The sequence below is a fragment of the Ensifer aridi genome, assembly GCF_002078505.1.
Taxonomy (GTDB): domain Bacteria; phylum Pseudomonadota; class Alphaproteobacteria; order Rhizobiales; family Rhizobiaceae; genus Sinorhizobium; species Sinorhizobium aridi.
Genome location: NZ_LUAV01000022.1, coordinates 15,606 through 42,115, shown reverse-complemented (window position 1 = coordinate 42,115; position 26,510 = coordinate 15,606). Strand labels below are relative to the sequence as shown.

The following is a 26,510-nucleotide window of genomic DNA, read 5'->3' as shown; positions in this document are numbered from 1 at the left end:
AGCGCGGGCCGGCTTCGGCCGGCCCGCACAAAGGCTGGGTGGCCTCAAATGTCACGCGCTCGCTACATCTTGCCCATCGCCGTTGCGCTCTGGGCAGCCATTGCCGCGACCGTCTTCATCGTCACCGGGGCAAATGCTCCGGCCGACGACTGGAAGAATGCGACCGCCGGCTACCGGGGCGCGCTCGGCCAGAAGCCGGAAATACGAGTGAAGGTATTCGCAATTGGGAGGCTAGTAACATGAGTGACGCTCACACAGTGCGTCTGGAGCCGGTCGGCGTCGAATTCGAGGTCGAGAGCGGCGAGACGGTTCTGAATGCGGCATTTCGCCAGGGCATAGCGCTGCCGCACGGCTGCAAGGAAGGACAGTGTTCTGCGTGCAAATGCGTGCTGCTGGAGGGCGAGGTCGACATGCTCAGATATTCGACTTTTGCACTTAACGACATGGAGAAGGACACCGGCCACATACTCCTGTGCCGCACGCTCGCCTACTCCGACATGGCAGTGGAACTGCTCAACTATGATGAGGAGGTCCTCTCAAAGTCGACCGCGGTCAAGACCTATCACGGACGGATCGCCCATATCGAGCGGCTGACACACGACATCCGCGGGATTGAGATCGAACTCGATTCGTCGATCAAGTTCTGGGCCGGTCAATATGTCGACATCACAGTCACAACGGAAAAAGGGGAGACGATTACGCGCTCGTTCTCCATGGCAAATACGCCGGACGAAGCCGAAAAGCTCTCCTTCATCATCAAGAAATACCCCGAAGGAAAATTCTCGGGAGAGCTCGATTCCGGAGGAATCCGGGTCGGAGCCGAAGTCACCATAGAAGGACCCTACGGTACCTGCTTCCGGCGTGAGGGGCGGGATGGACCACTCGTGCTCGTTGGCGCCGGTTCGGGGATGTCGCCGATCTGGTCGATCCTGAACGATCACCTGAAGAGCGGCGAAGAACGACCGGTCTATTTCTTCTACGGCGCCCGGACGCGCGAGGATCTCTTCCATCTCGATCGGATCGCCGATCTGACGGCGCGCCACCCCAGCGTGAATTTCATCCCCGTGCTGTCGCATGCCAACGGCGACGCCTCCTGGGAGGGCTCGCGGGGCTTCGTGCATGAAAGCGTCGATGCCACGCTGAAGGAATTGGGGGTGGACGGGCAGGGCGATGTCTATGCCTGCGGACCCCCGCCAATGATCGACGCGCTGCAACCTGTCCTGTTCATGAACGGGTTCGAAGCGGAGCGGATCTTCTTCGACAAGTTCACCACGTCGTCCAGCGCCACACCGGGCCATTGAGGAGTGCCCGGGCGGGACATTTTTAGCAACGGCAACAAGGGAGTGAGAAACCATGCCAGCGATTTCGAGTTCAGTCGGTTCAGGAGCGGCCGGCGCCGCCGTATTCGCGGATTCCGACAGCCGCAAGTACCGTTATTACGATCCACGCGGCCAGCGTGCCACCCACTATGAGGACGTCACAGTCGACGTCCAGCCCGATCCCGAACGGTATCTGATCCAGAACTGGATTATCAATTTCTCGAACGGCAAGGGCGCCTACGTGAAGGACAACACGGCCGCGCTCAGCTCGAACTGGCACGCCTTCCGTGCCCCCGACCAGGAATGGGAACGCACCCATTATCAGCGGCAGTCGAAGATCGAGACGATGGTGCAGAGCGTCATTGCCAACGGCCGGAAGTCCGGTGCGCCGAAGACCTATGACAAGGTTTGGGTGAAGATCCTGCAATCGCATCTCGGCGCCTGGAAGCACGCGGAATTCGGTCTCGGAACCTCGTTGATGCAGGCGCAACGCTATGGCTACACCCAGATGATCAACAATGCCACGTTGACCAATTCTTCCTACAAGCTGCGGCTTGCCCAGGACATCACACTTTATCTCGCCGAAATCGGCATGGACATCCCGGGATGGGACGACGCGCTCGGCAAAAAGGCCTGGCTCGAAGACCGGATCTGGCAGGGCACGCGCGAGGCGGTCGAGACGATCATGGGCTCGGCGGACTATCTCGAGCAGTATTTCGCGATCAACATCGTCTTCGAACCGCTGGTTGGCGAACTGTTCCGCTCCGGCTTCCTGATGCAGTCAGCGGCAGCCAACCACGATTTCATCACCCCGCCGGTGATCTCGGCGGCTGAGGCCGACTACGAACGCAATCTCGCGAACACCATCGACCTCATCTACCTGCTCGCTCAGGACGAGGTGCACGGCGCCCACAACCGACAGCTCTTCCTCAGCTGGCTTTCCAAGCATCGGGCGCTTGCCGACAAGGCCGCCCTCGGCCTGCAGCCGATCTGGTCGATGCCGCATTCCAAGCCGATCTCGTTCGACGACATCCGTGCACAATCCCAGGAGCGGATCGGGCAAATCCTCGGCGAACTCGATCTCAACAGCTGACATCAGGGAGAACGCACATGTCAACAGCAGCACGTGACGCTTCGAATTCCAATATCTTCAAATCGATGAAGGACATCACCTTCGAGCAGACGATCTCGCATCAGTGTGGGGTCACCATGAACGATTCCGTCGAGGCGCGTGCCATCGCCGAGTTCATGGGCCAGAAGCCGGGCGTCATCGTCACCTACCAGCCGGCGATGATCCGCATCGACGGCAACGGCAAGCTGATCTTCAAGATGGATGAAATCAGCGAGTTCCTCGGCCGCGAGATGACGGCGGAGATCTTCGAGGTGAACACGTCCACCCACTACGGGCGGATGGTCCGCATCGACGACAACACGGTAATCCTGTTCGGCGATATGGACGAGGTGTTCGAATACATCTGACCAGGACCGCGAGAAAACGGTGCGCCGCCGGCGCACCGTTACCATCACACATGAACTGAGGAGGAAGTCATGTACAAGACACCGGACGGCAAAGAGATTTTCGTGGTCGATGGGCACACCCACTTCTGGGACGGAAGCCCCGAAAACCAGCGCAATATTCATGGCAAGCAGTTCGTGGATTGCTTCTACGCCTACCACACGGCGCTGAGCCCCGCAGAACAGCTCTGGCCGAAGGAAAAATTCGAGAAATACACGGCCGACGACCTCTATCGCGACCTGTTCATCGAGGGTCCCGACGACGTCGCGATCGTGCAGTCCACCTATCTCAAGGACTTCTACAAGAACGGCTTCAACACCATCGAGCGAAACGCCGAGATGGCCAAGCTCTACCCCGACCGCTTCATCGTAAACGGTTCCTTCGATCCACGGGACGGGGAGAAGGCGCTTGAGTACATCCATTTCATGAAGGAGACGTACGACGTCAAGGGCGTGAAGATGTACACGGCCGAATGGAACGGCGCCTCCAGGGGATGGAAGCTCACCGACCCCCAAGCCTACAAGTGCTTCGAGCTGTGCGAGAAGCTCGGCATCAAAAACGTCCATGTCCACAAGGGCCCGACGATCATTCCGCTGAGCAAGGATGCCTTCGACGTCCACGACGTCGACTATGCGGCCACGGACTTCCAGAACCTCAACTGGATCATTGAACATTGCGGGCTGCCGCGGCTCGACGATTTCTGTTGGATTGCGGTGCAGGAGACGAATGTTTATGGCGGGCTCGCGGTTGCGATGCCGTTCATTCATTCGAGGCCGCGCTACTTCGCCGAGGTGATGGCGGAACTTTTATTTTGGCTTGGACCTGACAAGCTCCTCTTCGGCTCGGATTACGCCATCTGGAAGCCGCGCTGGCTGGTCGAGAAGTTCTGGGCCTTCGACCTGCCCGAGGATATTGCCCGCGAACGCGGCCTGGAACTGACGCCCGAGATCAAGGAAAAAATACTCGGCCTGAACGCCGCCCGGCTTTACGACATCGACGTTGCCGCGAGGAAGGCGGCGCTTGCCGCGTCGCCGTTCAGCGTGGCGGCGGAGTAGGGGCCATGAGTACGGCCCCCTCTTTCAACAACCGCCGGGCCGAGCTTTGGGCTCGCCTCGCACGAGTCAACGATCCGGAGCTGGACGAGCCTGTGACCGAAATGGGTTTCGTCGAGCGCGCCGATGTGATGCAGAACGGATCGGTGGAGGTGGATTTCCGGCTGCCCACCTACTGGTGCTCGCCGAGCTTCGCCTTTCTGATGCTCGACGGCATCCGCCAGGCGCTCGACGCGCTCTCCTGGGCTCCTGCCTACACGATCCGGCTTCACGACCACATGTTCGCCGAAGAGGTCAATCGCGGTATCGCGGCCGGCAAGCCGTTCAGCCAGATTTTCGACGAGCTGTCGAGTGACCAAGACATCGATGCACTGCGCGAGACTTTCCGTTTGAAGGCGTTCAAGCGGCGGCAGGAGGCGGTTCTGCTCGCCCTTCGGAAACAGGGACTGACCGACAGGGAAATCCTCGGCATGGACCTGTCTTCCTTCGATGTCGCGACGATTGGCGGCGACGAAGCGGAGGCCATGAAGTCGCGATACCGCGAGGCACTGATCGAACGTTGGCCCGGGCGAAAAGGTTGCGAACCGGCGTTCGTCACCTGGGACAATCGGGAGATCCCCCCGGATGCCTTCGGCGCTTATCTCGCCGAACTCAGGGCAGTGCGCATCAACATGGAATTCAACGGCGCACTCTGCCGTGGACTGAAGGCAACCCGCTACAAGGAAATGGACGTCGTCGACGGAGAACCGACCTTGGTGGATTTCATTCTCGACCGCGTCCCGCCGCGCAACTGTACCGGCAGGCACGTGCAGCGCTGATACGACAACCTCGCCAAGCGAGACAATGATGGAGGAGCCGCCCTCGGGGCGGAAGGAGGAACTATGCCCAAGCTTTTGATCCACAATTCTGAGGCCCGGCGCGCACTCGCCCGCGGCGTTTATCAGCTGGCTGCAGCCGTCGAGCCCACACTCGGGCCGAAAGGCATGAATGCCATGATCGACCGGCCGATCGGCACACCAATGGTCACACGCGACGGCGTCAGCATCGCGTCCGAAATCGAACTGCACGACCGCTTCGAAAACATGGGCGCGCAGATTGTCCGCGAGGTGTCCATGCAGACGAACGAGATCGCTGGCGACGGCACCACAACGGCAATCGTCCTTGCCAACGCTCTCGTCCAGAAAGGGATCGAGGCGAACGAGCGTGGTGCAAAGTCCGTCGATCTCTGCAAGGGGATCGATCTTGCGGTCTCCAGCGTCGTCGAGGCGCTGAGGGCCTCAGCCAAGCCGGCCATGAACGGGAGTCTCGCCGCCGTTGCCAATATCGCCGCGACGGACCCGAAGCTCGGCGCGCTTGTCGCCGAAGCCTATGAAAGGGTGGGTGTCGAGGGTGTCATTACCACCGATTTCAGCGTGACGACCGACACGACGCTCGATGTCGTCGAGGGTATGTCCTTCGACCGCGGCTATCTCTCCCATCACATGGTCACGGACCAGGAGAAGATGGAGGTCGTGCTTGACCGGCCGTTCATCCTGATGACGGATCTCAAGGTCCGCGAACCGCAGGCGCTCGACGCGGTCCGCGCGCTCGCAGAAAAGGCTGGCCGGCCGCTTCTCATAATTGCCGAGGAAGTGTCTCCGGATGTGGTCGTTACCCTGCTTGGACGGGACGGTCCCGGAAAATACCTCGTCGTGCACCCCCCGGAATACGGCCACTGGCGCAAGGCAATGCTCGAGGACCTTGCAATCCTTTGCGGGGGCCGGGTCATTGCCCGTGATCTCGGCGGAAGGCTGGAGGACGTCACCGACGACGATCTCGGAACCGCCGAGCGCGTACGCACCAGCGCCACCCACACCTCGGTGATCGGTGGCGGTGGCGACGCGTCGAAGGTCGCCGCACGGCGCGCGCAGGTGCAGCGGCAATATGAAGTGGCTCCGCCCAACATAGAGCAGGACAAATTGCGTGAGCGGCTGGCCAAATTGTCCGGCGGCACGGCGGTTCTCTATGCGGGCGGTGTTACTCCCGTCGAGCAGAAGCGGACGATACAACTTATCGAGGATTCGCTGCACGCGGTCAGGGCGGCCGTCGAGGATGGCGTCGTCGCAGGCGGCGGCACGGCACTCGCGCAGATCGCGCCGGTTCTGGATGCCGTCCTTGCAAAGGCCTCAGGTGATGTCGCCGAGGGCGTCCGGCTCGTGAAATCAGTGCTGTCGCGACCGCTCTGGCGGATTGTCGAAAATGCCGGCGGCGATCCTGAAGCCGTCGTGGCCAGGGTCTCCGGCGTCAACGGCGGCTTCGGCTACAATGCTGCGCTCGGAGAATATCAGAACATGTACGACGCCGGCATCATCGATCCCGTGCGGGTTACCTGCACGGCGCTGAAGAATGCAGCCTCGGTGGCCAAGCTCATTCTCACGACGGAAACGCTGGTCGGCGACCTTGCCGAGGATGAGGACCCGACAGCCGGACCGGCCCTCGGCGGCGGAGCGGAGAAACTCGGCCGTCCGTAGGCGCAATGGGCGCGTCCCGCTCAGGGGCGGCCCGGGATAAGAACTCATGTGCGCTTCGTCTGATGAGCGCGTTCTCGAAATCACGCTGGAGGGAAATATGGATACAAAGGTGAACACCATGGGCAAATGTCCGATCGTGCACGCACACGCGACGCTGGGGGGTATGTCGAACCGGGACTGGTGGCCGAACCAATTGAACCTCAAAATCCTCCACCAGAATTCCTCCCTGTCCAATCCGATAGGGCACGCATTCAACTACGCCGAAGCCTTCGAGAGACTCGACCTGCACGCCGTCAAGCAGGACCTCTATGCCCTGATGACGGACTCGCAAGACTGGTGGCCGGCCGATTTCGGTCATTACGGCCCGCTCTTCATCCGCATGGCATGGCATAGCGCCGGAAGCTACCGCACCGGCGATGGCCGCGGCGGCGCGTGCTCCGGCACCCAGCGATTTGCGCCCCTTAACAGCTGGCCGGATAACGCCAACCTCGACAAGGCGCGCCGGCTGCTCTGGCCGATCAAGCAGAAATACGGCAATCGAATCTCCTGGGCCGATCTGATGATCCTTGCCGGAAACTGCGCGCTAGAATCCATGGGCTTCAAGACCTTCGGCTTCGGCGGCGGCCGCGAGGATGTCTGGGAGCCGGAGGAGGATATCTATTGGGGAGCCGAGGACACCTGGCTCGGGGAAAGGCGCTATACGGGCGAACGGGGCCTCGAAAGTCCTCTCGCTGCCGTGCAGATGGGTCTGATCTACGTGAACCCGGAGGGACCGAACGGCAATCCCGATCCCGTCGCGGCCGCCCGGGACATCCGCGAGACCTTCGGCCGCATGGGCATGAACGACGAAGAGACCGTCGCCCTCATCGCCGGGGGACATTCCTTCGGCAAGACTCACGGGGCAGGCGATCCCTCGCTGGTCGGTCCGGAACCCGAGGGCGCCGGCATCGAAGAGCAGGGTTTTGGCTGGAAGAGCAGCTTTGGCAGCGGCAAGGCTGGTGATACCATTACCAGCGGCCTCGAAGTCACATGGACCACGACGCCGACGCAGTGGAGCAACGACTTCTTCTCGAACCTGTTCGGTTACGAGTGGGAGCTGACGAGAAGTCCGGCCGGCGCTCAGCAGTGGAAGCCGAAACATGGTGCAGGCGCCGGGACGGTGCCGGATGCCCACGACCCGTCGAAGCGACACGCGCCATCGATGCTGACCACCGATCTCGCTTTGCGGTTCGATCCTGCCTACGAGAAAATCTCGCGCCGCTTTCTCGAGAATTCGGACCAGTTCGCGGATGCCTTTGCCCGGGCGTGGTTCAAGCTGACGCACCGCGACATGGGTCCGCGCTCGCGCTATCTCGGCGCGGAAGTTCCGGCAGAGGAGCTCATCTGGCAGGATCCGGTTCCGGATGTCGATCATGAGTTGATCGGCGCGCAGGACATCGCCGCCCTCAAAGGCATGATCCTTGAATCGGGTCTGTCCATTTCTGAGCTGGTCTCGACCGCCTGGGCGTCGGCCTCCACCTTCCGCGGCTCCGACAAGCGCGGCGGCGCCAACGGCGCACGCATACGCCTCTCGCCGCAGAAGGAATGGCCGGTCAACCAGCCGGCCCAGCTAGCCGTGGTGCTCGAAACCCTCGAAGGCATCCAGAAGGCGTTCAATGACCGGCAATCGGGCGGCAAGAGAGTGTCGCTCGCCGACCTGATCGTGCTCGGCGGTTGCGCGGCCGTCGAGCGGGCAGCGCGGGACGCCGGCTATCACGTGGACGTTCCCTTCTCGCCCGGCCGTACGGACGCTTCCCAGGAGCAGACCGATGTCGACTCCTTTGCCGTTCTCGAGCCGATCGCGGACGGGTTCCGCAACTTCCAGAAGGCCGAATTCACCGTCTCGGCCGAGGAGCTGCTGATCGACAAGGCGCAACTCCTGACGCTGACCGCGCCCGAGATGACCGTCCTCGTCGGCGGCATGCGCGTCTTGAACACGAATGTCGGACAGTCCCAATACGGCGTCTTTACCAAGCGCCCGGAGACGCTCTCCACCGACTTCTTCGTGAACCTGCTCGACATGGGGACGGTCTGGAAGGCGGCCTCTGAGGCTGAAGAGGTTTTCGAGGGCTTCGACCGCGCGACCGGCGAGCGGAAGTGGACCGGCACGCGCGTTGACCTCGTCTTCGGTTCGAACTCCCAGCTTCGGGCGATTGCCGAAGTCTACGCACAAGCGGATTCGGGCGCGAAGTTCGTGGTAGACTTCATAGCGGCCTGGAATAAGGTAATGAACGCTGATCGGTTTGATTGGCGCTAAGGAGGGTTCTCCGCCTTATCACGCTTGCGCTTCCCGGCCACATGAGGTCTCGCGATTACGAATCGCAGCCTACGGGTCCGGACTCCTCCGGACCCGTTGTTTCGACGACGACGCTCTGATCACGCGTGGGTCTCTTCACTGAAGTTAAGTGAAGCTGCGACGGATGCCGTACTGCTCGAGCTTACGGTAGAGGGTCGGCCGCGAAATTCCCAGCCTCTGGGCAACCCGGCTCAGATTGCCATGCTCGGCCTCGAGAGCGTCTCGGAGGAACTTCTCATCCGCATTCGCGATACGACAGTGCATTTCACTTCCGGATTCGCCTCCTGGCGAGGCGGTCCAGGCCGCAGCACGCTCCGTGATCTCCCTCGGTAGATCGGCCAAGTCGACTTGTTGGCCTCCCGTCAGGACATGAAGCCTTTCGACCACGTTTTTCAACTCGCGCACGTTTCCTGGCCATGAGTAGTTGAGAAGGCTGTCGAACGCCTCGGCAGCGAAATCAAGCGGCGGGGCGCCGGTCCGCTCGGCAATGTTACGGTTGAAATGATCGAGCAGGAGGGCGATGTCGCCATCCCGTTCGCGCAACGGCGGCACGTTGATAACAACGGTGCTTATCCGGTAGTACAGATCACGCCGGAACCGCCCCGCTGCCACCTCTTGCTTCAGGTCGCGGTTCGTCGAGGCGATCAGACGTACATCGACTGGCCGGCCACGGTTGTCTCCGAGGCGATAGACGACACGCTCTTCCAGAACGCGCAGCAGGAAAGGTTGAATGTCCAGCGGCATCTCGCCGATCTCGTCGAGACAGAGAACCCCTCCGTTGGCCAATTCGAACGCCCCCGCCTTTCCCTCACGGCTTGCCCCCGTAAATGCACCGGCGACGTGGCCGAAAAGCTCGCTGCCGAACAACTCCCGCGTGATTGCCCCGCAGTTGAGGGCGATAAATGGCGAACTATCCGAGCGCCGGCTGACGAGATGAACCAGCCGGGCGAAAAGCTCTTTGCCGACGCCCGTTTCACCCTCGATCAGCAGTGAGGTGCCTTCGCTCGATTGGGCGACCCTGCAAGCCACATCGATAGCGGCATGCATCGCTTCGCTTTGACCGACGATCAGCTTGGCCACTTCGGGCGTCGGCCATCGTGGGCGCCGGGGGGAAGGAATGGCTACTTGGTTGGCTCCGGCCGGAAACACGAGAGCCGCGCCCTGAAAATCACCGTCCACGGTGAGGGGGCTCACGTGGCAAGAGCGCAGCCGGTCGGGAAGCGCAGCAGCGAGTTCGGCAATTGTGCGAGGCCCCGCTGCAGGCAGCAACCGCCGGCCGCGCCCTGTCGAAAGCGGCTCGGGAAATTCGGCCAGCCTGTTGGCGGGAACGTTGTTGCAATAGACGGCCCGTCCAAGATGGTCGATGATTATCAGACCGTCGGTGCGTCTGTAGCAAGGTGCTTCGGCGATGAAGGCTTCAAGCAGGCGGGTGCGTTGGGTGTTCTGGTGGTCGGCCAGGGCCTTCTCGATCTCCCGCGCAGCGGCCGCAACCAGCACGGTGTTGTGCGGCCGGAAGATGTCCGGGTGGCCGGACAGGTCAACCACGCCGATGATCCGTCCGTCGAACGGATCGCGGATCGGTGCGCCGGCGCAGGTCCACGACTTTATGCCGGCGCAGAAATGTTCCGCAGCATGCACGAAGACGGGTTCTCCGGCCCAAAGCGCGGTGCCGATTCCGTTGGTGCCGACAACGTCCTCGGTCCACTTGCCGCCAATGGCGAGATGGATATCCATTCCATCGTGAATTGTGCGCTTGTCACCGATCGCGTCAATCAACACACCATTTTCGTCGGCCAACACGAGCATTGCTCCGGTGCCGTCGAGAAGGTTTCCGACGACCGCAAAGGAGCGGCGAGCCGCAGTCAACAACTCGCTGCTATTGCGGGTCAGGCATTCGAGGTCATCCTTGCTGTTGCTGAGGGGGGCTTCGTGTTGCTGAGCGTCGATACCGCCAGATATGCAACGCCCCCAGGAATCATGGATGATCCCGCGTACCGGATGTTCGCGACGGGCCTTTCCGGCTTCTCCGGACAATAGGTTTTCCCAGGCGGACATCGTCGCATATTCGTCGTAATCACCCGCCAGCATTAGCGGTGCTCTGACCTTTCCTTCTGACGACATCCTGGTGCGCTTGGTCCTTTCTTCTGGGTCGGCTTATGTCTCTGCTTGAGATCCTCTATTTCGAGCGATGATGACGACTAAGGGGCCGGGCTGAGCTGCGCCATAGCTACGTGGTGATCCCAAGAGCCGAGCTGATTTCTTCTGCGAGTTTCTCTTCGGTGTATTTCGACTCAAGGGTCCTGCCGTCGAAATCCGAAAGCGCGTCGGTGAAGGTCTCGTCCAACGGGGAGATGAAGCCGTTCTCCTTCGTGGCGAGCACAAAGACCTCCACACCATTTTTCCGTCGGATTTCACCGAGATAGTGGATTTGGCGCCCGGTATTCCTGTCCACCACAACCACCCGGCCATTCAAGCTGATCCGGATGTAGGGCAACGCCTCCGCGGAGGACGCTGATCCTGAACCTACGTGATGGATAATCAGGCCTTCAGCCTTTTGTGTTGGCGGAATTGCCGTCTTGTTGGCTGAATAGGCGCCGCCGCTGATGTGATCGGCAATGCGCGTTATGACGGACCGGTTGCGCTCGATCAACTGCTTGATCTCAGCGTCCTCGCGTCGCGGGCCGTCGCGCCTCGAAATGATTTCGACCATCGAACCTCCTCCCAAGGATCTCGTTGGTCGGAGCGTCTGCCGAACACTCCTCAAGTCTGGCAGCTTAGCAAATTGCAAGGTTTATTGGTAGTAATGGGCTGCTACGCTCGGATGTTGGTGGATGACGGCTTGCCGACGGTTTCTGTGGGTTGCGGTCGGCGGGTGATTGCGCTCGCGAATGTTCGGCCTGACCATTGGGGGGAACGGAGATCGAGGATGCACGGGATCCACTTTGACGGCTTGAGTGAAGCCGAGCTGATCACGCGGCTGCAGCTTCTGCACCAGCAAAGACAAGCTGTGCCTCGTCGAGCTGCTGCGCACTGCGCTGGCCCGTCCTGCTAACCCCAAGTGGGTTGCAGGTCATTCTCCTCAGCCACGGCACCATGCTGGAAAACCTCTTCAACAAGCATACAGTCAGTGGATTCTGGTGGCATCAGCGTCTGGAGGGCGTGCCTCAGTTCAGGGTCAAGCCGCAGACCGGCGCGGTCAACAAGGTCAAGGATCAGACCATGGCCATGCTGTAGGCCGGCCCGCTTCGGCGTTCCCTGCCAAGCCCCCGGCGGTAATATTGGCGGAACCGACGAACAGCCTGCCCGAGCGCCGGCCGATCTGAAGCTCAACCTTTGGGTGAAACAACCCCTTCGCGACCGGAGGCGAAAACAGCTCGTAGTCACGGCCCAACTGCATCGGAAGTTCAGAGCCGTCGGACAGTAGAGAGACGCCATCCGTTCATCCGAGACGAGAAGGAGATTGCTGGCCCCGCTCGCTATCAGGTGGGGAAGCACGAGCTCTTCGAAGGCGCCGAACTCGATCGCGAAGGTCGTGGAGATCACAGTATGGAATGGGCGGGATCCTCGCCGCCCCATGCGCTCTAGGTATTTCACGCGTTAGCTCCGAGGATGGCACGAGCTCCGAGGATGGCACGACCCCGTGCAGTCGGTCCCTGATCGAAGATAACGGGGGCTCGCGACGGGTTTGTTGACCCGGGAATGACGGGATTCTTACAAAAAGGTCAAATCAGATGGGTCCACAGGCCAGCGGCCGTTGCGGTAATCCTAAAAAAATAATTCAGGCAATATATTACTATTTGGCATGCCCCTTGCTTGGCGCATGCAGATCTTAGCAGTGTGAGCATCCTCATTAGGGATGCAGAGCCACGAGGTGGTAGCCTTGAAGTCCAGAGATGTGCGTGCCCAAGCCTATTCGATGCCGCTGACAAGCCCTGCCTGCCCAAGGGGACCACATCGCTTCGTCGATCGCGAGTACCTTATCATTACCTACCGGACGGACCCCGACCGGTTGCGCGGCGTGGTCCCTCAGCCTCTCGAATTCCATGATCCCTTAGTACAGTTTGAGTTTATTCGAATGCCCGACTCTGCGGGTTTCGGGAGCTACATTGAATCTGGCCAGGTCATTCCCGTTCGGTTTAACGACGTGATAGGCGGCTATTCGCACGCAATGTATTTGGACGACGGACCGCCAATTCTTGGTGGCCGTGAGTTGTGGGGGTTCCCGAAGAAATACGCGCATCCTGCCGTCGAGGTCTATAGGGACACACTGGTGGGCACCCTCGACTACGGCCCGGTCCGGATCGCAACAGGCACCATGGGCTTTAAACATTGGGCACTCGACCACACCGAGGTGCTGGCCTCGCTGTGCAAGCCGACGTTCCTGCTGAAGATTATCCCGCATGTCGATGGCAGTCTGCGCGTCTGCGAACTCGTAAGCCTTAAGATGGAGGACGTGATATTGAAGGGCGCATGGGGCGGTCCCGCAAGCCTGGACTTACGGCCACACGCGCTCGCGCCCGTTGCCGATCTACCGGTTCTGGAGGTCGTTTCAGCTGCCCATTTCATTGCGGATCTGACGCTCGACCTCGGCACAGTTGTTCACGACTACCTGGCGGAACCGCACACCGCGTGAACCGCGATCAAAGTGTCGACACGCGAGAGCCGAGGCAATCCCATGTCCGACCAAGTGAAACTGAAAAAAAGCGTAGATCTGGCGCTTCAGGGTGGCGGGTCCCACGGTGCTTTGACCTGGGGAGTGCTGGATCGGCTGTTGAAAGATAATCGCATCCGCATCTGCAGTATCAGCGGGACGAGCGCCGGCGCAATGAATGCAGTCGTGCTTGCGGACGGCCTGGAGAAAGGTGGGGCGGAAGGTGGACGCGAGGCGTTGGCAGGATTCTGGAAGGCAGTCAGCGACGCTGCGCGTTGGTCTCCGCTGCAGCGCACCCTTTGGGATCGCATGTCGAACAATTACAGTCTCGACCACTCCGCGGCCTATATCTGGTTCGAACAGGTTACGCGGCTGTTCTCTCCCTATCAACTGAACCCGTTCGACATCAATCCTCTGCGCGACCTGATCGCCGGCACAAACGATTTCGACGCAGTCAATCGGTGCTCCAGCCTGAAGGTGTTCGTCACGGCTACCAACGTGCGCACGGGCCGGGCCAAGGTGTTCACGCAACCCGATCTCTCGATCGACACCGTCATGGCGTCCGCCTGCCTGCCGTTCATGTTCAAGGCGGTCGAGATCGACGGCGAAGCCTATTGGGATGGTGGCTATATCGGCAATCCCGCTCTCTATCCGCTTGTCGACGATCGCGCCACCCGAGACATCGTGATCGTCCAGATCAACCCGCTTATCCGCGAGGAATTGCCGACGACCGGCCGGGCAATCATCAACCGGCTGAACGAAGTGACCTTCAATGCAGCGCTCCTGAACGAGTTGCGTTCCATCCACCTCCTGCACGAGTTGATCGAGGCGGAAGGGCTGGAGTCCGAGCGATATCGGGACAGCTACGTTCATCTGATCCATGCCCACGAGGAGGTCCAGGACCTTAGCGCCTCAAGCAAATTTGCGCCCGAATGGAGCTATCTCCTCTATCTCAAGGAGCGCGGACGGACCTGGGCCGAAAGCTTTATCGACCAGCATTTCGATGACCTTGGCGTCCGCTCGACGCTCGATCTCGGTCAGCTGTTCAGTGACAGTTTCAGGTTGCCCCAGATCGACGACGCGCCATCCAACAGCCCCGCGACGGAGTGAACGATGATCGGAATCCTGATCATTTTCACGGCCCTTGGTGCACCCCTCTCGCTATCGAGGTGTTAGCCTTCTCATCCTAGCACGGGACCGGCCATCCTTTCCCCAGGGCGCGATTTGAGAGAGGTGTTGTCTAGGGCATAGACTCATGACCACCTGATCCAGATGCGTGTCGCAGCCAGCTTGATTGCAGCGAGAAAGTTGCGTGGGTCTTTGTCGTATCCGGCACGCGTCAGTGGTGACATGTTACCACCACAAAGCAGCGCCCAGGCCTTATTGTCCCGAGCGCACTAAACGGCGAAGCAAGGCTTCGAGGCCGTTGGCGACGAATTGACATCATCGGAGAAAAAATGATGGCCCCTGCGGCGGCAACAAAACGACCATGCGTACCGCTCCGCCGCCAGCTTGAGGAGATCGTTGGAGCTAGATTTGTTCTGTGCTCTCCTCAGCGACAGCGGCGCTTCACACGCGGCTACCGCTTCGGCGAAGGAGAGGCGGTCGCAGTTGTCCTGGCGGGGACGCTTGTGCAGTTCTGGAGAGTGCTCGAGACCTGCGTGAATGGCGGGAACGCCGTTATCGCTCAGGCGGCGAATACAGGGTTGACCGGAGGCTCAACCCCTCACGGTGTTGGGTATGACCGCGACGTGGTCGTCATCAACACAATGCGGATCAAGTCCCTTCGTCTCCTGGCAGAGGGTCGGCAGGTTGTCGCGTTTCCTGGAACGACCTTGGACGAACTCGAAAAGGCGCTGAAGCCGCTCGGACGCGAGCCGCATTCCGTTATTGGATCATCCTGCCTTGGCGCCTCCGTGATCGGCGGGATCTGCAATAACTCCGGCGGATCCCTCATCCAAAGAGGCCCGGCCTACACCGAACTCGCGCTGTACGCCCGAGTTGATGCGGACGGAAGGCTAAGTCTGGTCAATCACCTTGGTATTGACCTCGGAGATAACCCGGAGGAAATGCTTTCCCGCCTGGACCGAAAGGAGTACCGGCCCGACCAAGTCATGTGGGATGGCAGCAAGGCTGCATCAGATCGCGAATACGCCGATCACGTCCGCAACATTGATGCTCCCACGCCCGCTCGGTTCAATGCGGATCCAAGGCGGCTGTTCGAAGTCTCCGGGTCAGCGGGCAAGGTCATCGTCTTCGCGGTGCGGCTCGACACATTCGAAGCGGTCAGGGATGCACGGGTCTTCTACATCGGCACTAACGATCCCGACGAACTCACGCGTATCAGGCGCGCCATGCTTTCGTCCTTTTCCATACTACCTATCGCGGCGGAGTACATTCATCGTGATGCCTTCGACATCGCGGAGTGCTATGGCAAGGATACCTTTCTTCTCATCAAGACGTTGGGGACTGGACACCTGCCGAAGCTCTTTGCCGCGAAGAGCCGGTTCGACGCGTTCGCGGAACGGCTTTCATTCCTGCCGGCGAACTTGAGTGACCGGGTCATGCAAGCTTTCAGCCGTCTCTTTCCGTCTCACCTTCCCCCGCGGCTCAAGCAATTCCGCGACCGGTTCCAGCATCATCTGATGATCAAGACAGCAGGCTCAACGGTAAATGAATCGAGAAGCCTTCTAGCGTCCCTTTTCCCTTCCGAAGCCGGCGATTTCTTCGAATGCACCCCGCAAGAGGGACCGGCCGCGTTCCTCAATCGTTTCGCAACGGCCGGGGCAGCCGTGCGCTACCGCGCCATCCATGGAGCGACGACCGGGGGTATCGTCGCTCTCGACGTCGCGTTGCCAAGGAATGAGACCGATTGGATGGAAAGGCTTCCTGACGAGGTCGAGCAACTGATCCTGAAAAAGCTCTACTATGGACACTTCTTCTGCCACGTCTTCCATCAGGATTATATCGTCAAGAAGGGAGTCGACTGGCTGGAAACTGAACACAAGATCCTCGAACTGCTGGACCGGCGAAATGCGCGCTACCCGGCCGAGCACAACGTCGGCCATCTCTACAAAGCCGAGGATGCCGCGGTGGCCCACTATCGCGAACTCGACCCGTGCAACTGCTTCAACCCGGGTATTGGCCGGACCTCGAAACGGTTGCGCTGGTGCTGAACGGACGAAGCCATAGCAGGCAGGCTTTGCGGCAGGAATAGCGAAGCCTATTCGGCGGCGACCCGAAATGTCTGTGACTGCGCCTTGTCACCATTCATCAGGTAGATCAGACAGCTCGTGCGAAGCAGCGAACTGAAATTCGATATCGAGCCGTTGAGCTCCAACGCTTCGTCGTAGAGGGTCGACAGAAACCGGGCAGTCGAAAAGCCTTGTTTTTCGGCAATTTCGTCGATCAGCACCCAGAAGGCGGCTTCGAGCTGAATGCTCGTCGAATGGCCGCCAATGCGAACGGAACGGTTAATCGGGCGGTATCGCTCAGGGTTCTGACCCGCATAGATCTCGCACATGCTTCCCCCCTCTATTCCTGTGATTTCCAGTATGCCTCCCCGGCGTTTGATGTCAAACATCGGCCGTGGGCGAACTCACCCCGCTCTCGCCCTGACACCGCATTTTGGCGGTCTTTTTTGCCTGCGGTAATCCGCTGCTACCAATGCGTCTCGATCGCGAGCTAGCGTCTCCTCATATGGGGAGGCACGACGTTGGCAAAAGCAATCCATTCGATGATTCGCGTTCTCGACGAAGCGCGTTCGATTGATTTCTATGACAGGGCCTTCGGACTCAAGGTGGCCGATCGGCTGGATTTCGACACCTTCACGCTTATCTACATGAGCAATGATGAGAGCGAATTCGAGGTCGAACTTACCATCAACAAGGGCCGTACCGAGCCCTATACCCTTGGCGACGGCTACGGCCATCTCGCAGTTTCAGTGGATGATCTCGATAGCGTGCATGGGCGCGTCGCGGCTGCCGGCCTGAACCCCAATAAGATCGTCGAATTCAACCGCGAAGGCGCTCTCTTCGCCCGCTTCTTCTTCATCACCGATCCGGACGGCTACAAGATCGAGGTTTTGCAGCGTCATGGTCGATTCAAATAGTGGCGTGGCCCCTGGACGAGGGCGCCGCCTGAGATGCCTGCCTCGCAGGCGATTGCAAAAGGGAGGATGGCCAATGGCGACTATCTACGACAACCGGCGCGGCATCTCGCGCCGTGAATTGCTGAAACGCGGAACGGTCGGCGCGGCCCTGATCGTTTCTGGTCGCGCGGTCATCAGTCCCGAGAACGCTTGGGGCCTGGAGGCGACAGCGCTCAGTCCGGAAACTGTCGCGACCCTAATCCTGATCGCCCGCGACATCTATCCGCACGACCAGCTCGCCGACCGCTTCTATGCGATCGCGATCAAGGGACAGGACACCAGAGCCGCGAAGGATGCGTCGCACAAGGCCCTCATAGAGGACGGCGTCGCCGATCTCGACAAGCGCGCCGGCAGCGGCGGCTATCGCGGCCTGTCGTGGGAGCGCGATCGGGTCGCGATCCTGCGCGAGATCGAGACGACGCCCTTCTTCCAGGCGGTACGGGGCGACCTTGTGGTGAGCCTCTACGATCAAAAGGAGCTCTGGCCGATCTTCGGCTATGAAGGCGAATCCTACTCTGAGGGCGGCTACATCGACCGCGGCTTCAACGACATCGAGTGGCTTTGAGCAAATGCGCCCGCGCCGGAGGAGGCGGGGGGCAGGCGGAGGCTTGTGCGCCGCAGGGTACTTTTCGGGAGGATATCATGGCAGCTCCATATGATCTCAAGGACGACGGTGTGGTCGTCATTATTGGTTCCGGCGCCGGCGGCGGCACGCTCGGCAATGAACTTGCGCAAAGGGGCATCGACGTCCTCATTCTCGAGGCGGGTAGCCGCATCGAATTCGAGGACTTCATCAACGACGAATGGGAGAGTTTCGCCCAGCTTGCATGGCTCGATCATCGCACGACCGGCGGCGGCTGGCGCGTTTCAAAGGATTTCCCCAACTTGCCCGCCTGGATCGTCAAGGCAGTCGGCGGCACAACGACCCATTGGGCCGGTGCATCACTGCGCTTCCAGGAGCACGAGTTCAAGACCCTCACGCACTACGGAAGGATAGAGGGCGCCAACCTCAACGACTGGCCGCTGACGCTTGCCGAACTCGAGCCCTACTACACCAAGGCCGAGGACAAGATGGGTGTGACCCGTACCAACGACATCGAAGGCCTTCCGGGCAACAACAACTTCATGGTCTTCAAGGCCGGTGCCGACAAGCTCGGCTACAAGGAATGTCACACCGGCCGAATGGCCATCAACTCGGCCGATCGGGACGACCGGATGAGCTGTCAGCAGACCGGCTTCTGCTTCCAGGGATGCAAGTGGGGCGCCAAATGGTCGACGCTTTACACGGAGATCCCGAAGGGCGAGGCAACCGGCAAGCTAGAGGTTCGACCAAACGCGCATGTGGTCAAGATCGAGCACGACAAGACCGGCAAGGTGACGGGCGTCGTCTATGCCGACAAGGAGGGCAAACTGCATGAGCAGAAGGCCAGGATCGTCTGTCTTGCCGGAAACTCGATCGAAAGCCCGCGCCTGCTGCTCAATTCACACTCGGCTAAATTCCCCGACGGTCTGGCGAATTCCTCAGGTCAGGTTGGCAAGAACTACATGCGGCACACCACTGGCTCGGTCTACGCTGTCTTCGAAAAGCCCGTGCATATGTACCGCGGCACCACGATGGCAGGCATCATTCGAGACGAGGCGCGGCACGACCCGTCTCGTGGTTTCGCCGGGGGCTACGAGATGGAAACCCTGTCGCTGGGCCTACCCTTCCTGGCCGCCTTTCTCGATCCGGGAGCTTGGGGGAGATCCTTCACCTCCGCGCTCGACAACTATGCCAACATGGCGGGCATGTGGATCGTCGGCGAGGACATGCCGCAGGAGCAGAATGCGGTGAAGCTGCATCGCGAGCTCAAGGATCAGTACGGCATGCCGATCCCGGATGTCTGGTTCACCGACCATCCGAACGACGAGGCGATGCGCAACCATGCCTACAAGCAAGGGATGGCCCTCTACTCGGCCATTGGAGCGATCCGCACCTTCCCGACGCCGCCTTATCCTTCAACCCACAACCTCGGAACCAACCGCATGAGCGACAAGGCTTCTGACGGTGTGGTCAACAAATGGGGCCAGACGCACGACGTCAAGAATCTCTTCATATCCGACGGGAGCCAGTTCACCACGGGCGGAGCAGAAAACCCGACACTGACGATCGTTGCACTGGCTATCCGCCAGGCGGACCATATTGCCAAGGAAATGGCCGCCGGAACCATTTGACATGCAGCTTGCCGGGCGCTGCTGACTCTGCGGCCGGTCCTTCCGTGCGGCCAATCGCAGGCCGTGGTCGATGGCCCAACCGGCTTAAGGTCGTATCACATCGGGCTGAGCGCCATCGTTAATGAACGAACTCGCCGGGTCAAGAAGATAGGAGAAATGTAAGTGGACCCAAACCTTCGATCGCTAATCGATATGTTGGAAGCCGCGCAAGACGAGTACATGATCAAAAGTGCGCTCAGAAACTTCGCGCACTCCCACGGGTATGACCGGTTTGCTTATCTGCAAACAGAAGGCCTCGACATCAGGACATTCAATTCCTATCCCAAGTCCTGGCAAGGTATCTACCTCGGCGGCAAATATTCGCGCATCGATCCCGTGGTGACTGAAGCAAAGCGCAGACGCGAAATCTTCTTCTGGACCGCCGACGACTGGCCCACCCGCGGATCTTCTCCTCTTCGGCGGTTTCGCGACGAGGCGGTCGACCACGGCATTCGTTGCGGCGTCACCATTCCGGTCGAGGGAAGTTTCGGATCCACGATGATGCTGACCTTCGCATCGCGCGAAAGAGAGGTGGATATTTCTGGCCTGCTAAATGCCAAAAAGGCGGTTCAAGTGGTGATGGCCCTCCACTATCAGCTTAAGATCATTGCGGCAACGACCGCAGTCAGTCCCAAGCGAATGCTGTCGCCGCGCGAAATGACGTGCGTCATGTGGGCGATAAGGGGAAAGAACGCGCTGGAAACCGCGATGCTCATCGGGATTACTACCAGAACCGTGCAGCACCATTTAGATAATGCTCGTAAAAAGTTCAATGCAAAGACGGTCCCGCAACTCGTTGCCCTCGCCAAGGATCGTGGCCTGGTCTGACATCTAGTTCGAGTTCTCATCCTCCACAGGCACGACGGGAATGAAGCCGAGTGCATCCAGAATTTCCGAGAGTTCCTCCTGTTGAGCCTCGGAGATCTTTTGGCGCGCGATGTATTCGTCTTGGAGCGTCTGAAGCACGGAACCAGAGATCGACGGATCGTCGTTTGCGCGCGACCACTCTTCGTAGACGGCCTGATCGGCCGCGAGAAGTCGGCGGTGTTTGCGAACCGCAGAGACTGCCAGTGCTTCAAGCTCTGACTTGTTCATCGCACTGTAGCGCGCCTCTTTCCCCCTTCTTGCGTCGTTCACCTCGGATGAGCCAATATCGTTCATCCGCTTCTCCCTGATTTCACCGCCCAGAACCAAATTTCCGCATATCGCTCAAACCGCTCCATCCCCGCGTCGAGCCAAGGCCGTTGAATCAAAACTCGACATTTAAGCTGCTGCCGTGGATCGAAAGGCATTTCGATGCTAACGCGTTTTACATACTTTAGTTGATAAACTTAGAGTGTGTAAACGACGATCTTTTGGCGCATGGATATGCGCAAACTGGTCGGCTCGAATTTCGCCCGCCTGCGTCGGGAGAAAGGCCTGACACAGGAAGAGGTCGAGGCTCGTTCCGGCTTCAGCCAGCAATATCTGAGTGGCCTTGAGCGCGGGCGGCGCAACCCTACCGTGATTACTCTTTACCAGCTGGCTCAAGCCTTGGGTGTGAGCCACGTCGAGCTGGTGATCCCAACTGAAGAACGCCAGTTTGCACGCGAGGCGTAAAATCCTGACGACTGCAGGTTCAAATCGAGCAGGTGATAACTAGCTAGTGCTCGTCCATAAACAGCAAGCTTTATTGCGGAAATCGCTTTTTGTGCGGGCAAGGCCCGGCGGTTTTAGGGACACTTTAGAATCAAGCCACTGACTCTAAAGACAAACCCGCAGCCGCCGGAGCCGACAATGCGCCAAGAACGCACCGTCCAGGGCAGCATATTCGATCTTTTCGCCGAGCACGAGGGGCCGAGAGGATCGATCCGACGCCGTACCAGAGCTTCAGACGAAGCAGATCGTTATCAGTGATCGTGCGGCTTCGGTGACCGGCAAAGCGGGTCCGATGATCCGTTTATCGATGTTATTGTGGACCGACGTTGATGCCGACCTCACAAACGGCGGCCGCCTCGGTCGGCGTCGAGAAGGCGCGGCCTGAAAGCCCGATATTTGTACAAAAGCTTTGGCGGCTTTGCTGTTACAGTCATGTTTCCGCACGCCCTTTCCAACTACTCTTTCGGCACGCGACTTTTGCGAGTTCCGGGCTGAGGCATTCGTCAATCAGGAATTTCATCCCGCCTTCCTGCGGCGGGCGACACGGCGGTTGGCAATAATAGTAGAGCCCTCTGGCAGATCGCCCGATACGCGCGGCCGCCCGCGTAGCGGGTTTGCCTCAGCGTAGATCACGGCGAGGCGAACCTTCTCGGCATCAAGGTTTGGCCAGGTGTCGAGAATACGCTCGACTGGATGCCCGGCTGCCACAGATGCGGCGACATCGTAGACAGGAACACGAGTGCCTCTGATAACCGGCGTTCCGCCTAAAACCTCTGGCGAGATTGAAACGACCTCACGCGCTGCTGCCAGATCGTCCAGCCTTTCGCTGGTACCCTTGACGAAGGGCAAAAGATCGATGGTGAGGAATTCGTCGCGCACGGTCCAGTCCTGACGCAGCAGCGCAGCCCATGCGAGGGCGCGGGACCGCGTCAGTCGGGCGCCAGCGGTCTTGATGGCGAACAGGCGCTCTTCTGAAGTGAGGCGCCTGGCGCTCTCGAAATAGAAGGCGATGAAAGAGCACGCACCGGCGAGAACATACCGCCCGTTATCGAGCGACACGAACGCTTCCGGTAGAATGCGCTCGTCGATGACGCGGTTCACGTCGCGCAGGCTCACGCGCGAGACGACAGCGGCCTCGCTCGCCTTCAGCATTTCCGCAACTGCGGGCATGTGGGCCTGCCGATCAAATCTTCCGATCGATCGGAATATATATCGTCAACATCACGACTTCAAGATGGAGTGTGAGGCAAGGGCTAACTGCTTGCCAATGCGAAGTGTCGGGCACTAACACACAGGCTCATAATATCTTTTGGTGGCACCTCATTCTGATGACGCCCCGTATCTCCTCGTGCGTTCAAGGCCCAGAAAGGCCGCGAAGCGCGCCGGGCACGGTTCAGTCATCCCTCATCCCGTGACCGGACGGCGAACTGCCCAAACCGATCTTTGTACCGGGTCAAACAGCCAGTGAGCACCCCTTCCAAATGCCTCATTTGAGGCGCATTCTTCCTACCATCAGCGGCTATGGGCAAGGGCGCCGCTGGCGGGAAGATACTTTACGCTTTCGCCCCAACCATGGAGGCCGCGTCATGTATCCTTTTCGCGATTCCGACTGCGTCATCCGTCCGGATGATCTTAATTTCCTCCAACGTCTGTTCGAGAACGAACTCGCCAGGACGAAGCTGAAGTCCGATGCGCCGGAAGCTGAAGAACTCGCAAAGAGGCTGATCGCGCTGTACCAGGAAGGCGTCAGGAACCCGGCTGATCTGCTTGAAAGAGTCAAAGTCCGCTAGGGCAAAAAAGAGCCCGCTCGGACACAGCAGCGCGATAGGCGGGCCTGAATGGGTGACCACGGGCAAAGAATCATTGTAGTGTGGGGAACGAACAGGATGGGTTGGCGGTTCTGAGTACGACCTTTGAGGAGGTCCGAAAATGAAGGAAGTGCCTTGGCGTGGACCCCTGTGGGTAACGCTACAAAATGGCATGAGACGCCAGTTCTGCGGGCCCTATGACGCCCTTGATTTCCTGGAGAATGAGTGGCCGAGCCATGGACCGCTGCACGCACGTGCCGTCCTCGCCTGTCGCGCAGCGTTGCATCACGCGGAGTATGCGAGTTCGGCTAGGAACTGCTTCATGGCGGCATGCCTTGAGGCGTCATTTGCATGCAGCGAAGCTGGCAATCCGCGCTCTCGCGCTGAAGCGAAGATGGTGAGCCGGTATCGGTAACTGGTCTCCGTTAGAGCTGCTCCTCTAAGACATCAGTATATTTGCGCCCTTGTTTTAATACGGCCGTCTTGACAGATCGGTAGCCCGCTGTTGTCGGCGCCGGCAAGGAAGTTCATTTGGCGCCATGACTCGGATGTTGCGATTTCCGTGACACCAGGGCTCCCGCCGCCAGACCGAGCGCCAGTGCGGCGTAGGTCAGTCCGATCGATCTCTTCGAGAGAACGGTCTCCCAACCGGGTGTCAGCCGCTTCGGAACCAGGTGGTAGTCGGTGAGGTACGCAACGGCGGCCGTCAGCGCCGCCTTCCGCAGTACGACGGCCGGTTTCCTGGAGCGGCCGCCCGCCAGCCATGCTTCGAAGGGCAGAGCCCAGAAGATCGCCGACAGATGATGAGTGCAGTAGCCGAGCAACGTGTGCTTCGCGTCCGCAACCCTAACGTGGCCGGCATTCTCGCCATGAAGCCAATGGCTCGTGGCATTGGTTGGCTGGAAAATGCTCCGTCGCTCCAATCCGGCGAATAGGGCCAGCGCCGCCGTCGTCACCAGGCTTGCGATGGTGCCGCTGGTGACGGCCGACGTGAACGGGCTGCTCCGGCTTGGCAGCGACCGGCGTTTCAGGCCTGCCGCACTGATCCCCTGGTCCGAGGACACGGTGCTATCCGAAACAGGAACGCGTGCAATGGACGACAATTCGATTGCCTCCCGGTTTGTACACCAAATCGCTGCGACGCCGCGATGTTCCGCGCGAGCTTCGTCCTTCGGCGGGGCGTTCCGAAACGCGAAGCGCGACCGCTTGTGCTATGTTGCGCGCATGGATCCTTGCCCTCATTGAGGAGCACCTGGCAGCGGCGGAAAAGCCAAGGAAAGGGCCCGAGGTCCACAAATGCGCGTCACCGCAATGGCTGATCCCGCCTTGGATACAGCCGCTCTGGCTGAACGAGCTGAGGTCCGCAAGGGGTCGCTCTTTCCGGTTCCATCCGTCGCGAGAGGGTTGGACACTTTGGTCCGGAAATCATCGGCCGGAACGGCGTGATTGCGGACTTTCAAGACGTTCGAATTGGCGCCTGGTAGGGCCGAGTTCGGCCCGAAGCGGTCCTTCCAGGTGTCGCCATCAGAGGCACGGGTGGGTGGACAGCAGAAGTTCAAGCCGCAAAAAACCAGCTACCGCTGTCTCGATGAAAGCAGACTTCCACATTTAGGAAGAGCCGCACGTCCTTGCACGCCAGCTTTGTAACGGCGGCGACAGCAAACCGGCAGCCCCGCCAGCGTTACACAACATCTTCGCGCCGCTTCGCGAAGGGAATTCATGAAAAGATCGTCGCCGCTGGCAAGCGCCCCGATGCCTTGGTGCTGGTTACCATGGCATGGGCAAGCTCAGTTGACGGATATTCGATGCTGAATGTCATTCCGTTGAGATACAGCCAGATCGACGGGCGCTAATACTACTTCGAGGCAAAGCTGTGCCCGCCGAAGTCGAGCTGACATAGGGTGTCAGTGGGATATAGACCGGCCCAAGCCAGGTGGGATGTCCCGGACAGTCCGCCTCCCCGAAGCTCGCGATCGTCTCGGAATAAATCTGCAGCTTGCCGCTCGGCGCATCGTCCGGCTCTGCAACGAACCGCGGCGCATGGCTCGCCGGCATCGCCCTTTCGGACGGTGTCCGGCGCGGTGTCTTCAACCGGTGCTTGGTATGATCCCGCCGATCCGAACGAGGAGAAGCCGCTCTGCGTTCACGGCAATCCCAATGGTCCTGACCCGCGACATTGGCACTTCCGCGCTGGCGCAGGGCTGCACCGGGCAACTGAGCACGGTTCAGGTAGAGCGTTTCGATGGCAACTTGCCGGAAATCCGGGCGTTTGATCCGCCCCTATGATTGCTGGCGGGGGCGTAGCGCGCCGCGGAGCGTTCTTACGCCGGAACGTTTCGCCCCGCGGTCGTCGTTGTCGATCCCGCACCCTCGGTGACATGCCTGCGCATATAGGCTTGGGGACTGCTGCCCATCTCGGTGCGGAAGGCAAACACAAAAGCGGATGTCGAACCGTAGCCAAGCTCCATGGCGACTTGTGTCACACCCAGGCCGCCGCCCAGAAGCTCGATAGACCGAAAGAGCCGCAAACGCCGTCGCCATGAACGCAGGCTCATGCCCAGCTCCGTGTTGAAGCGGCGCGCCAATGTCCGAGGCGAGATGTTGAGCGCCTGCCCCCATTCCTCCGGACTCCGGTTATCTGTCGGGTCCAAATAGAGGGCCTCGCAAAGCGTCGTCAATGGCGCGCCTCGCGGCCACGGCAAAGCCGACGGCAGCGGCTGGACCCGCACAAGCTGATCGAGGATGAGGGTGGTCACCCGGCCTGCATAGCCATCCCAATCGTCCTGCCCCTCAAGTTCCGTTGCCTCGACGATCAAGGCCTGCAGCAATGGCGACATCATGAAGATCGTCGGCACTTTCGGCAGGTTCGCCCCGGCCTCATCCGCAATCCAGAGGCTGCGAAAAACCGCGCCGAGAAGCGAACCGACCCGATGCACGACGCCGGTCGGCAGCCACACGGCTTGATCCGGCGTGATCACGAAGGACTCCTTTTCCGTATAGACCGTCAGCACTCCAGAGATGGCATAGACCAGTTGGTGCCACGTATGTGAGTGCTCCGGGAAGTAATGTCGCGCCGGGATGGATTGCGCCCGCACCGTGAGCGGCTCAGGAGGGCGAAGTCCTGATGGGGTCGTGATTGGCTGCCAGTTCATCGTAACGCTCCAATTTGGCAGTTATTCTATATCGATTGTCGGTCCATTGAAATACAGCCAAATCGAATTCCGCTAACTTACCTTCACATCAAATGCCAATCGCCTCTCGACCGACGTGGGAACCCT

Annotated in this window: 27 protein-coding genes and 1 pseudogene; 20 read left to right on the top strand and 8 right to left on the bottom strand. The window is 60.0% G+C overall.

From position 1 onward, the window contains the following. Nucleotides 1-48: 48 nt before the first annotated feature. From AYK65_RS19255 to katG, 8 genes are all read left to right on the top strand, one after another. Nucleotides 49-243, top strand: coding sequence for a hypothetical protein (locus AYK65_RS19255; protein WP_081159639.1), 195 nt, complete (start codon nt 49-51; stop codon nt 241-243). Further along, nucleotides 240-1,301 carry an NADH:ubiquinone reductase (Na(+)-transporting) subunit F gene (locus AYK65_RS19250; RefSeq protein ID WP_081159636.1) on the top strand — a complete coding sequence of 354 codons (1,062 nt, stop codon included), beginning with the start codon at nt 240-242 and terminating at the stop codon, nt 1,299-1,301. The genes AYK65_RS19255 and AYK65_RS19250 overlap by 4 nt, the downstream gene beginning before the upstream one ends. A gap of 52 nt (nt 1,302-1,353) precedes the next feature. Next, nucleotides 1,354-2,412: an aromatic/alkene monooxygenase hydroxylase subunit beta gene (locus AYK65_RS19245; protein WP_081159634.1), complete on the top strand. Its 1,059-nt coding sequence runs from the start codon at nt 1,354-1,356 to the stop codon at nt 2,410-2,412. A 17-nt stretch (nt 2,413-2,429) separates the two neighbouring features. After that, the gene (locus tag AYK65_RS19240) at nt 2,430-2,798 is read left to right on the top strand and encodes an MmoB/DmpM family protein (protein ID WP_028002706.1); all 369 of its coding nucleotides are present in this window, start codon (nt 2,430-2,432) and stop codon (nt 2,796-2,798) included. 69 nt (nt 2,799-2,867) lie between these two features. After that, nucleotides 2,868-3,890, top strand: coding sequence for an amidohydrolase family protein (locus AYK65_RS19235; protein WP_081159632.1), 1,023 nt, complete (start codon nt 2,868-2,870; stop codon nt 3,888-3,890). A gap of 5 nt (nt 3,891-3,895) precedes the next feature. Further along, nucleotides 3,896-4,705, top strand: a complete 810-nt coding sequence (locus AYK65_RS19230; RefSeq protein WP_081159630.1) for an iron-sulfur cluster assembly protein — start codon at nt 3,896-3,898, stop codon at nt 4,703-4,705. Between the two features lie 63 nt (nt 4,706-4,768). Beyond that, the gene (gene groEL, locus AYK65_RS19225) at nt 4,769-6,397 is read left to right on the top strand and encodes a molecular chaperone GroEL (RefSeq protein ID WP_081159627.1); all 1,629 of its coding nucleotides are present in this window, start codon (nt 4,769-4,771) and stop codon (nt 6,395-6,397) included. A gap of 97 nt (nt 6,398-6,494) precedes the next feature. Next, nucleotides 6,495-8,693, top strand: a complete 2,199-nt coding sequence (gene katG, locus AYK65_RS19220) for a catalase/peroxidase HPI (protein WP_081160181.1) — start codon at nt 6,495-6,497, stop codon at nt 8,691-8,693. Nucleotides 8,694-8,837: 144 nt separating this feature from the next. Here katG and AYK65_RS19215 read toward each other — a convergent pair whose 3' ends face one another. Both AYK65_RS19215 and AYK65_RS19210 read right to left on the bottom strand, forming a co-directional pair. Further along, nucleotides 8,838-10,820, bottom strand: coding sequence for a sigma-54-dependent Fis family transcriptional regulator (locus AYK65_RS19215; RefSeq protein WP_081159623.1), 1,983 nt, complete (start codon nt 10,818-10,820; stop codon nt 8,838-8,840). 139 nt (nt 10,821-10,959) lie between these two features. Continuing rightward, the gene (locus tag AYK65_RS19210; RefSeq protein ID WP_244560026.1) at nt 10,960-11,382 is read right to left on the bottom strand and encodes a hypothetical protein; all 423 of its coding nucleotides are present in this window, start codon (nt 11,380-11,382) and stop codon (nt 10,960-10,962) included. A gap of 413 nt (nt 11,383-11,795) precedes the next feature. Here AYK65_RS19210 and AYK65_RS32480 point away from each other — a divergent pair, with 413 nt between their 5' ends. The 4 genes from AYK65_RS32480 to dld all read left to right on the top strand — a co-directional run bounded on the left by AYK65_RS32480 (nt 11,796) and on the right by dld (nt 16,559). Beyond that, nucleotides 11,796-11,966 carry a hypothetical protein gene (locus AYK65_RS32480; RefSeq protein ID WP_172402026.1) on the top strand — a complete coding sequence of 57 codons (171 nt, stop codon included), beginning with the start codon at nt 11,796-11,798 and terminating at the stop codon, nt 11,964-11,966. Between the two features lie 646 nt (nt 11,967-12,612). Further along, nucleotides 12,613-13,365, top strand: coding sequence for an acetoacetate decarboxylase (locus AYK65_RS19205; RefSeq protein WP_081160178.1), 753 nt, complete (start codon nt 12,613-12,615; stop codon nt 13,363-13,365). 42 nt (nt 13,366-13,407) lie between these two features. Beyond that, on the top strand, nt 13,408-14,493 hold the full coding sequence (locus AYK65_RS19200; RefSeq protein WP_081159618.1) for a patatin-like phospholipase family protein: 1,086 nt from the start codon (nt 13,408-13,410) through the stop codon (nt 14,491-14,493). A gap of 347 nt (nt 14,494-14,840) precedes the next feature. Further along, nucleotides 14,841-16,559, top strand: coding sequence for a D-lactate dehydrogenase (gene dld / locus AYK65_RS19195; RefSeq protein ID WP_139793245.1), 1,719 nt, complete (start codon nt 14,841-14,843; stop codon nt 16,557-16,559). Nucleotides 16,560-16,606: 47 nt separating this feature from the next. On the opposite strand, the gene AYK65_RS19190 is transcribed toward dld, so the two are convergent. After that, nucleotides 16,607-16,906, bottom strand: coding sequence for a ribbon-helix-helix domain-containing protein (locus tag AYK65_RS19190; protein ID WP_081159616.1), 300 nt, complete (start codon nt 16,904-16,906; stop codon nt 16,607-16,609). Between the two features lie 192 nt (nt 16,907-17,098). On the opposite strand from AYK65_RS19190, the gene AYK65_RS19185 reads away from it, so the two are divergent. The 4 genes from AYK65_RS19185 to AYK65_RS19170 all read left to right on the top strand — a co-directional run bounded on the left by AYK65_RS19185 (nt 17,099) and on the right by AYK65_RS19170 (nt 20,614). Further along, entirely contained in the window at nt 17,099-17,494 is a 396-nt protein-coding gene (locus tag AYK65_RS19185; RefSeq protein WP_081159613.1) for a VOC family protein, read from the top strand. A gap of 73 nt (nt 17,495-17,567) precedes the next feature. Continuing rightward, nucleotides 17,568-18,098 carry a Twin-arginine translocation pathway signal gene (locus tag AYK65_RS19180; RefSeq protein WP_081159611.1) on the top strand — a complete coding sequence of 177 codons (531 nt, stop codon included), beginning with the start codon at nt 17,568-17,570 and terminating at the stop codon, nt 18,096-18,098. A gap of 77 nt (nt 18,099-18,175) precedes the next feature. Further along, nucleotides 18,176-19,747 (top strand): GMC family oxidoreductase, encoded by a 1,572-nt coding sequence (locus AYK65_RS19175; RefSeq protein ID WP_081159608.1) that lies wholly within the window; start codon nt 18,176-18,178, stop codon nt 19,745-19,747. Nucleotides 19,748-19,909: 162 nt separating this feature from the next. Beyond that, nucleotides 19,910-20,614: an autoinducer binding domain-containing protein gene (locus AYK65_RS19170; protein WP_081159606.1), complete on the top strand. Its 705-nt coding sequence runs from the start codon at nt 19,910-19,912 to the stop codon at nt 20,612-20,614. 3 nt (nt 20,615-20,617) lie between these two features. On the opposite strand, the gene AYK65_RS19165 is transcribed toward AYK65_RS19170, so the two are convergent. Then, nucleotides 20,618-20,947, bottom strand: a complete 330-nt coding sequence (locus AYK65_RS19165; protein WP_028002720.1) for a transcriptional repressor TraM — start codon at nt 20,945-20,947, stop codon at nt 20,618-20,620. A gap of 201 nt (nt 20,948-21,148) precedes the next feature. Between AYK65_RS19165 and AYK65_RS19160 the strand changes: the two genes are divergently transcribed. After that, entirely contained in the window at nt 21,149-21,385 is a 237-nt protein-coding gene (locus AYK65_RS19160; protein ID WP_081159603.1) for a helix-turn-helix domain-containing protein, read from the top strand. 220 nt (nt 21,386-21,605) lie between these two features. On the opposite strand, the pseudogene AYK65_RS33090 reads toward AYK65_RS19160, so the two are convergent. After that, nucleotides 21,606-21,818, bottom strand: a pseudogene (locus AYK65_RS33090) (DUF433 domain-containing protein); the annotation flags it as partial. Nucleotides 21,819-21,940: 122 nt separating this feature from the next. Beyond that, a complete protein-coding gene (locus tag AYK65_RS19150; protein ID WP_081159602.1) occupies nt 21,941-22,594 on the bottom strand; it encodes a DUF433 domain-containing protein in 654 nt (217 codons plus the stop codon). 416 nt (nt 22,595-23,010) lie between these two features. Here AYK65_RS19150 and AYK65_RS19145 point away from each other — a divergent pair, with 416 nt between their 5' ends. Both AYK65_RS19145 and AYK65_RS19140 read left to right on the top strand, forming a co-directional pair. Next, entirely contained in the window at nt 23,011-23,214 is a 204-nt protein-coding gene (locus AYK65_RS19145; RefSeq protein WP_081159599.1) for a hypothetical protein, read from the top strand. A gap of 139 nt (nt 23,215-23,353) precedes the next feature. Then, nucleotides 23,354-23,647 (top strand): DUF982 domain-containing protein, encoded by a 294-nt coding sequence (locus tag AYK65_RS19140; protein ID WP_081159597.1) that lies wholly within the window; start codon nt 23,354-23,356, stop codon nt 23,645-23,647. A 112-nt stretch (nt 23,648-23,759) separates the two neighbouring features. On the opposite strand, the gene AYK65_RS19135 is transcribed toward AYK65_RS19140, so the two are convergent. Beyond that, nucleotides 23,760-24,296 carry a hypothetical protein gene (locus tag AYK65_RS19135; protein ID WP_244560025.1) on the bottom strand — a complete coding sequence of 179 codons (537 nt, stop codon included), beginning with the start codon at nt 24,294-24,296 and terminating at the stop codon, nt 23,760-23,762. 564 nt (nt 24,297-24,860) lie between these two features. On the opposite strand from AYK65_RS19135, the gene AYK65_RS19130 reads away from it, so the two are divergent. Next, a complete protein-coding gene (locus AYK65_RS19130) occupies nt 24,861-25,085 on the top strand; it encodes a hypothetical protein (RefSeq protein ID WP_081159594.1) in 225 nt (74 codons plus the stop codon). Between the two features lie 468 nt (nt 25,086-25,553). Here AYK65_RS19130 and AYK65_RS19120 read toward each other — a convergent pair whose 3' ends face one another. After that, entirely contained in the window at nt 25,554-26,384 is an 831-nt protein-coding gene (locus AYK65_RS19120; RefSeq protein WP_081159591.1) for an AraC family transcriptional regulator, read from the bottom strand. Nucleotides 26,385-26,510 lie beyond the last annotated feature (126 nt).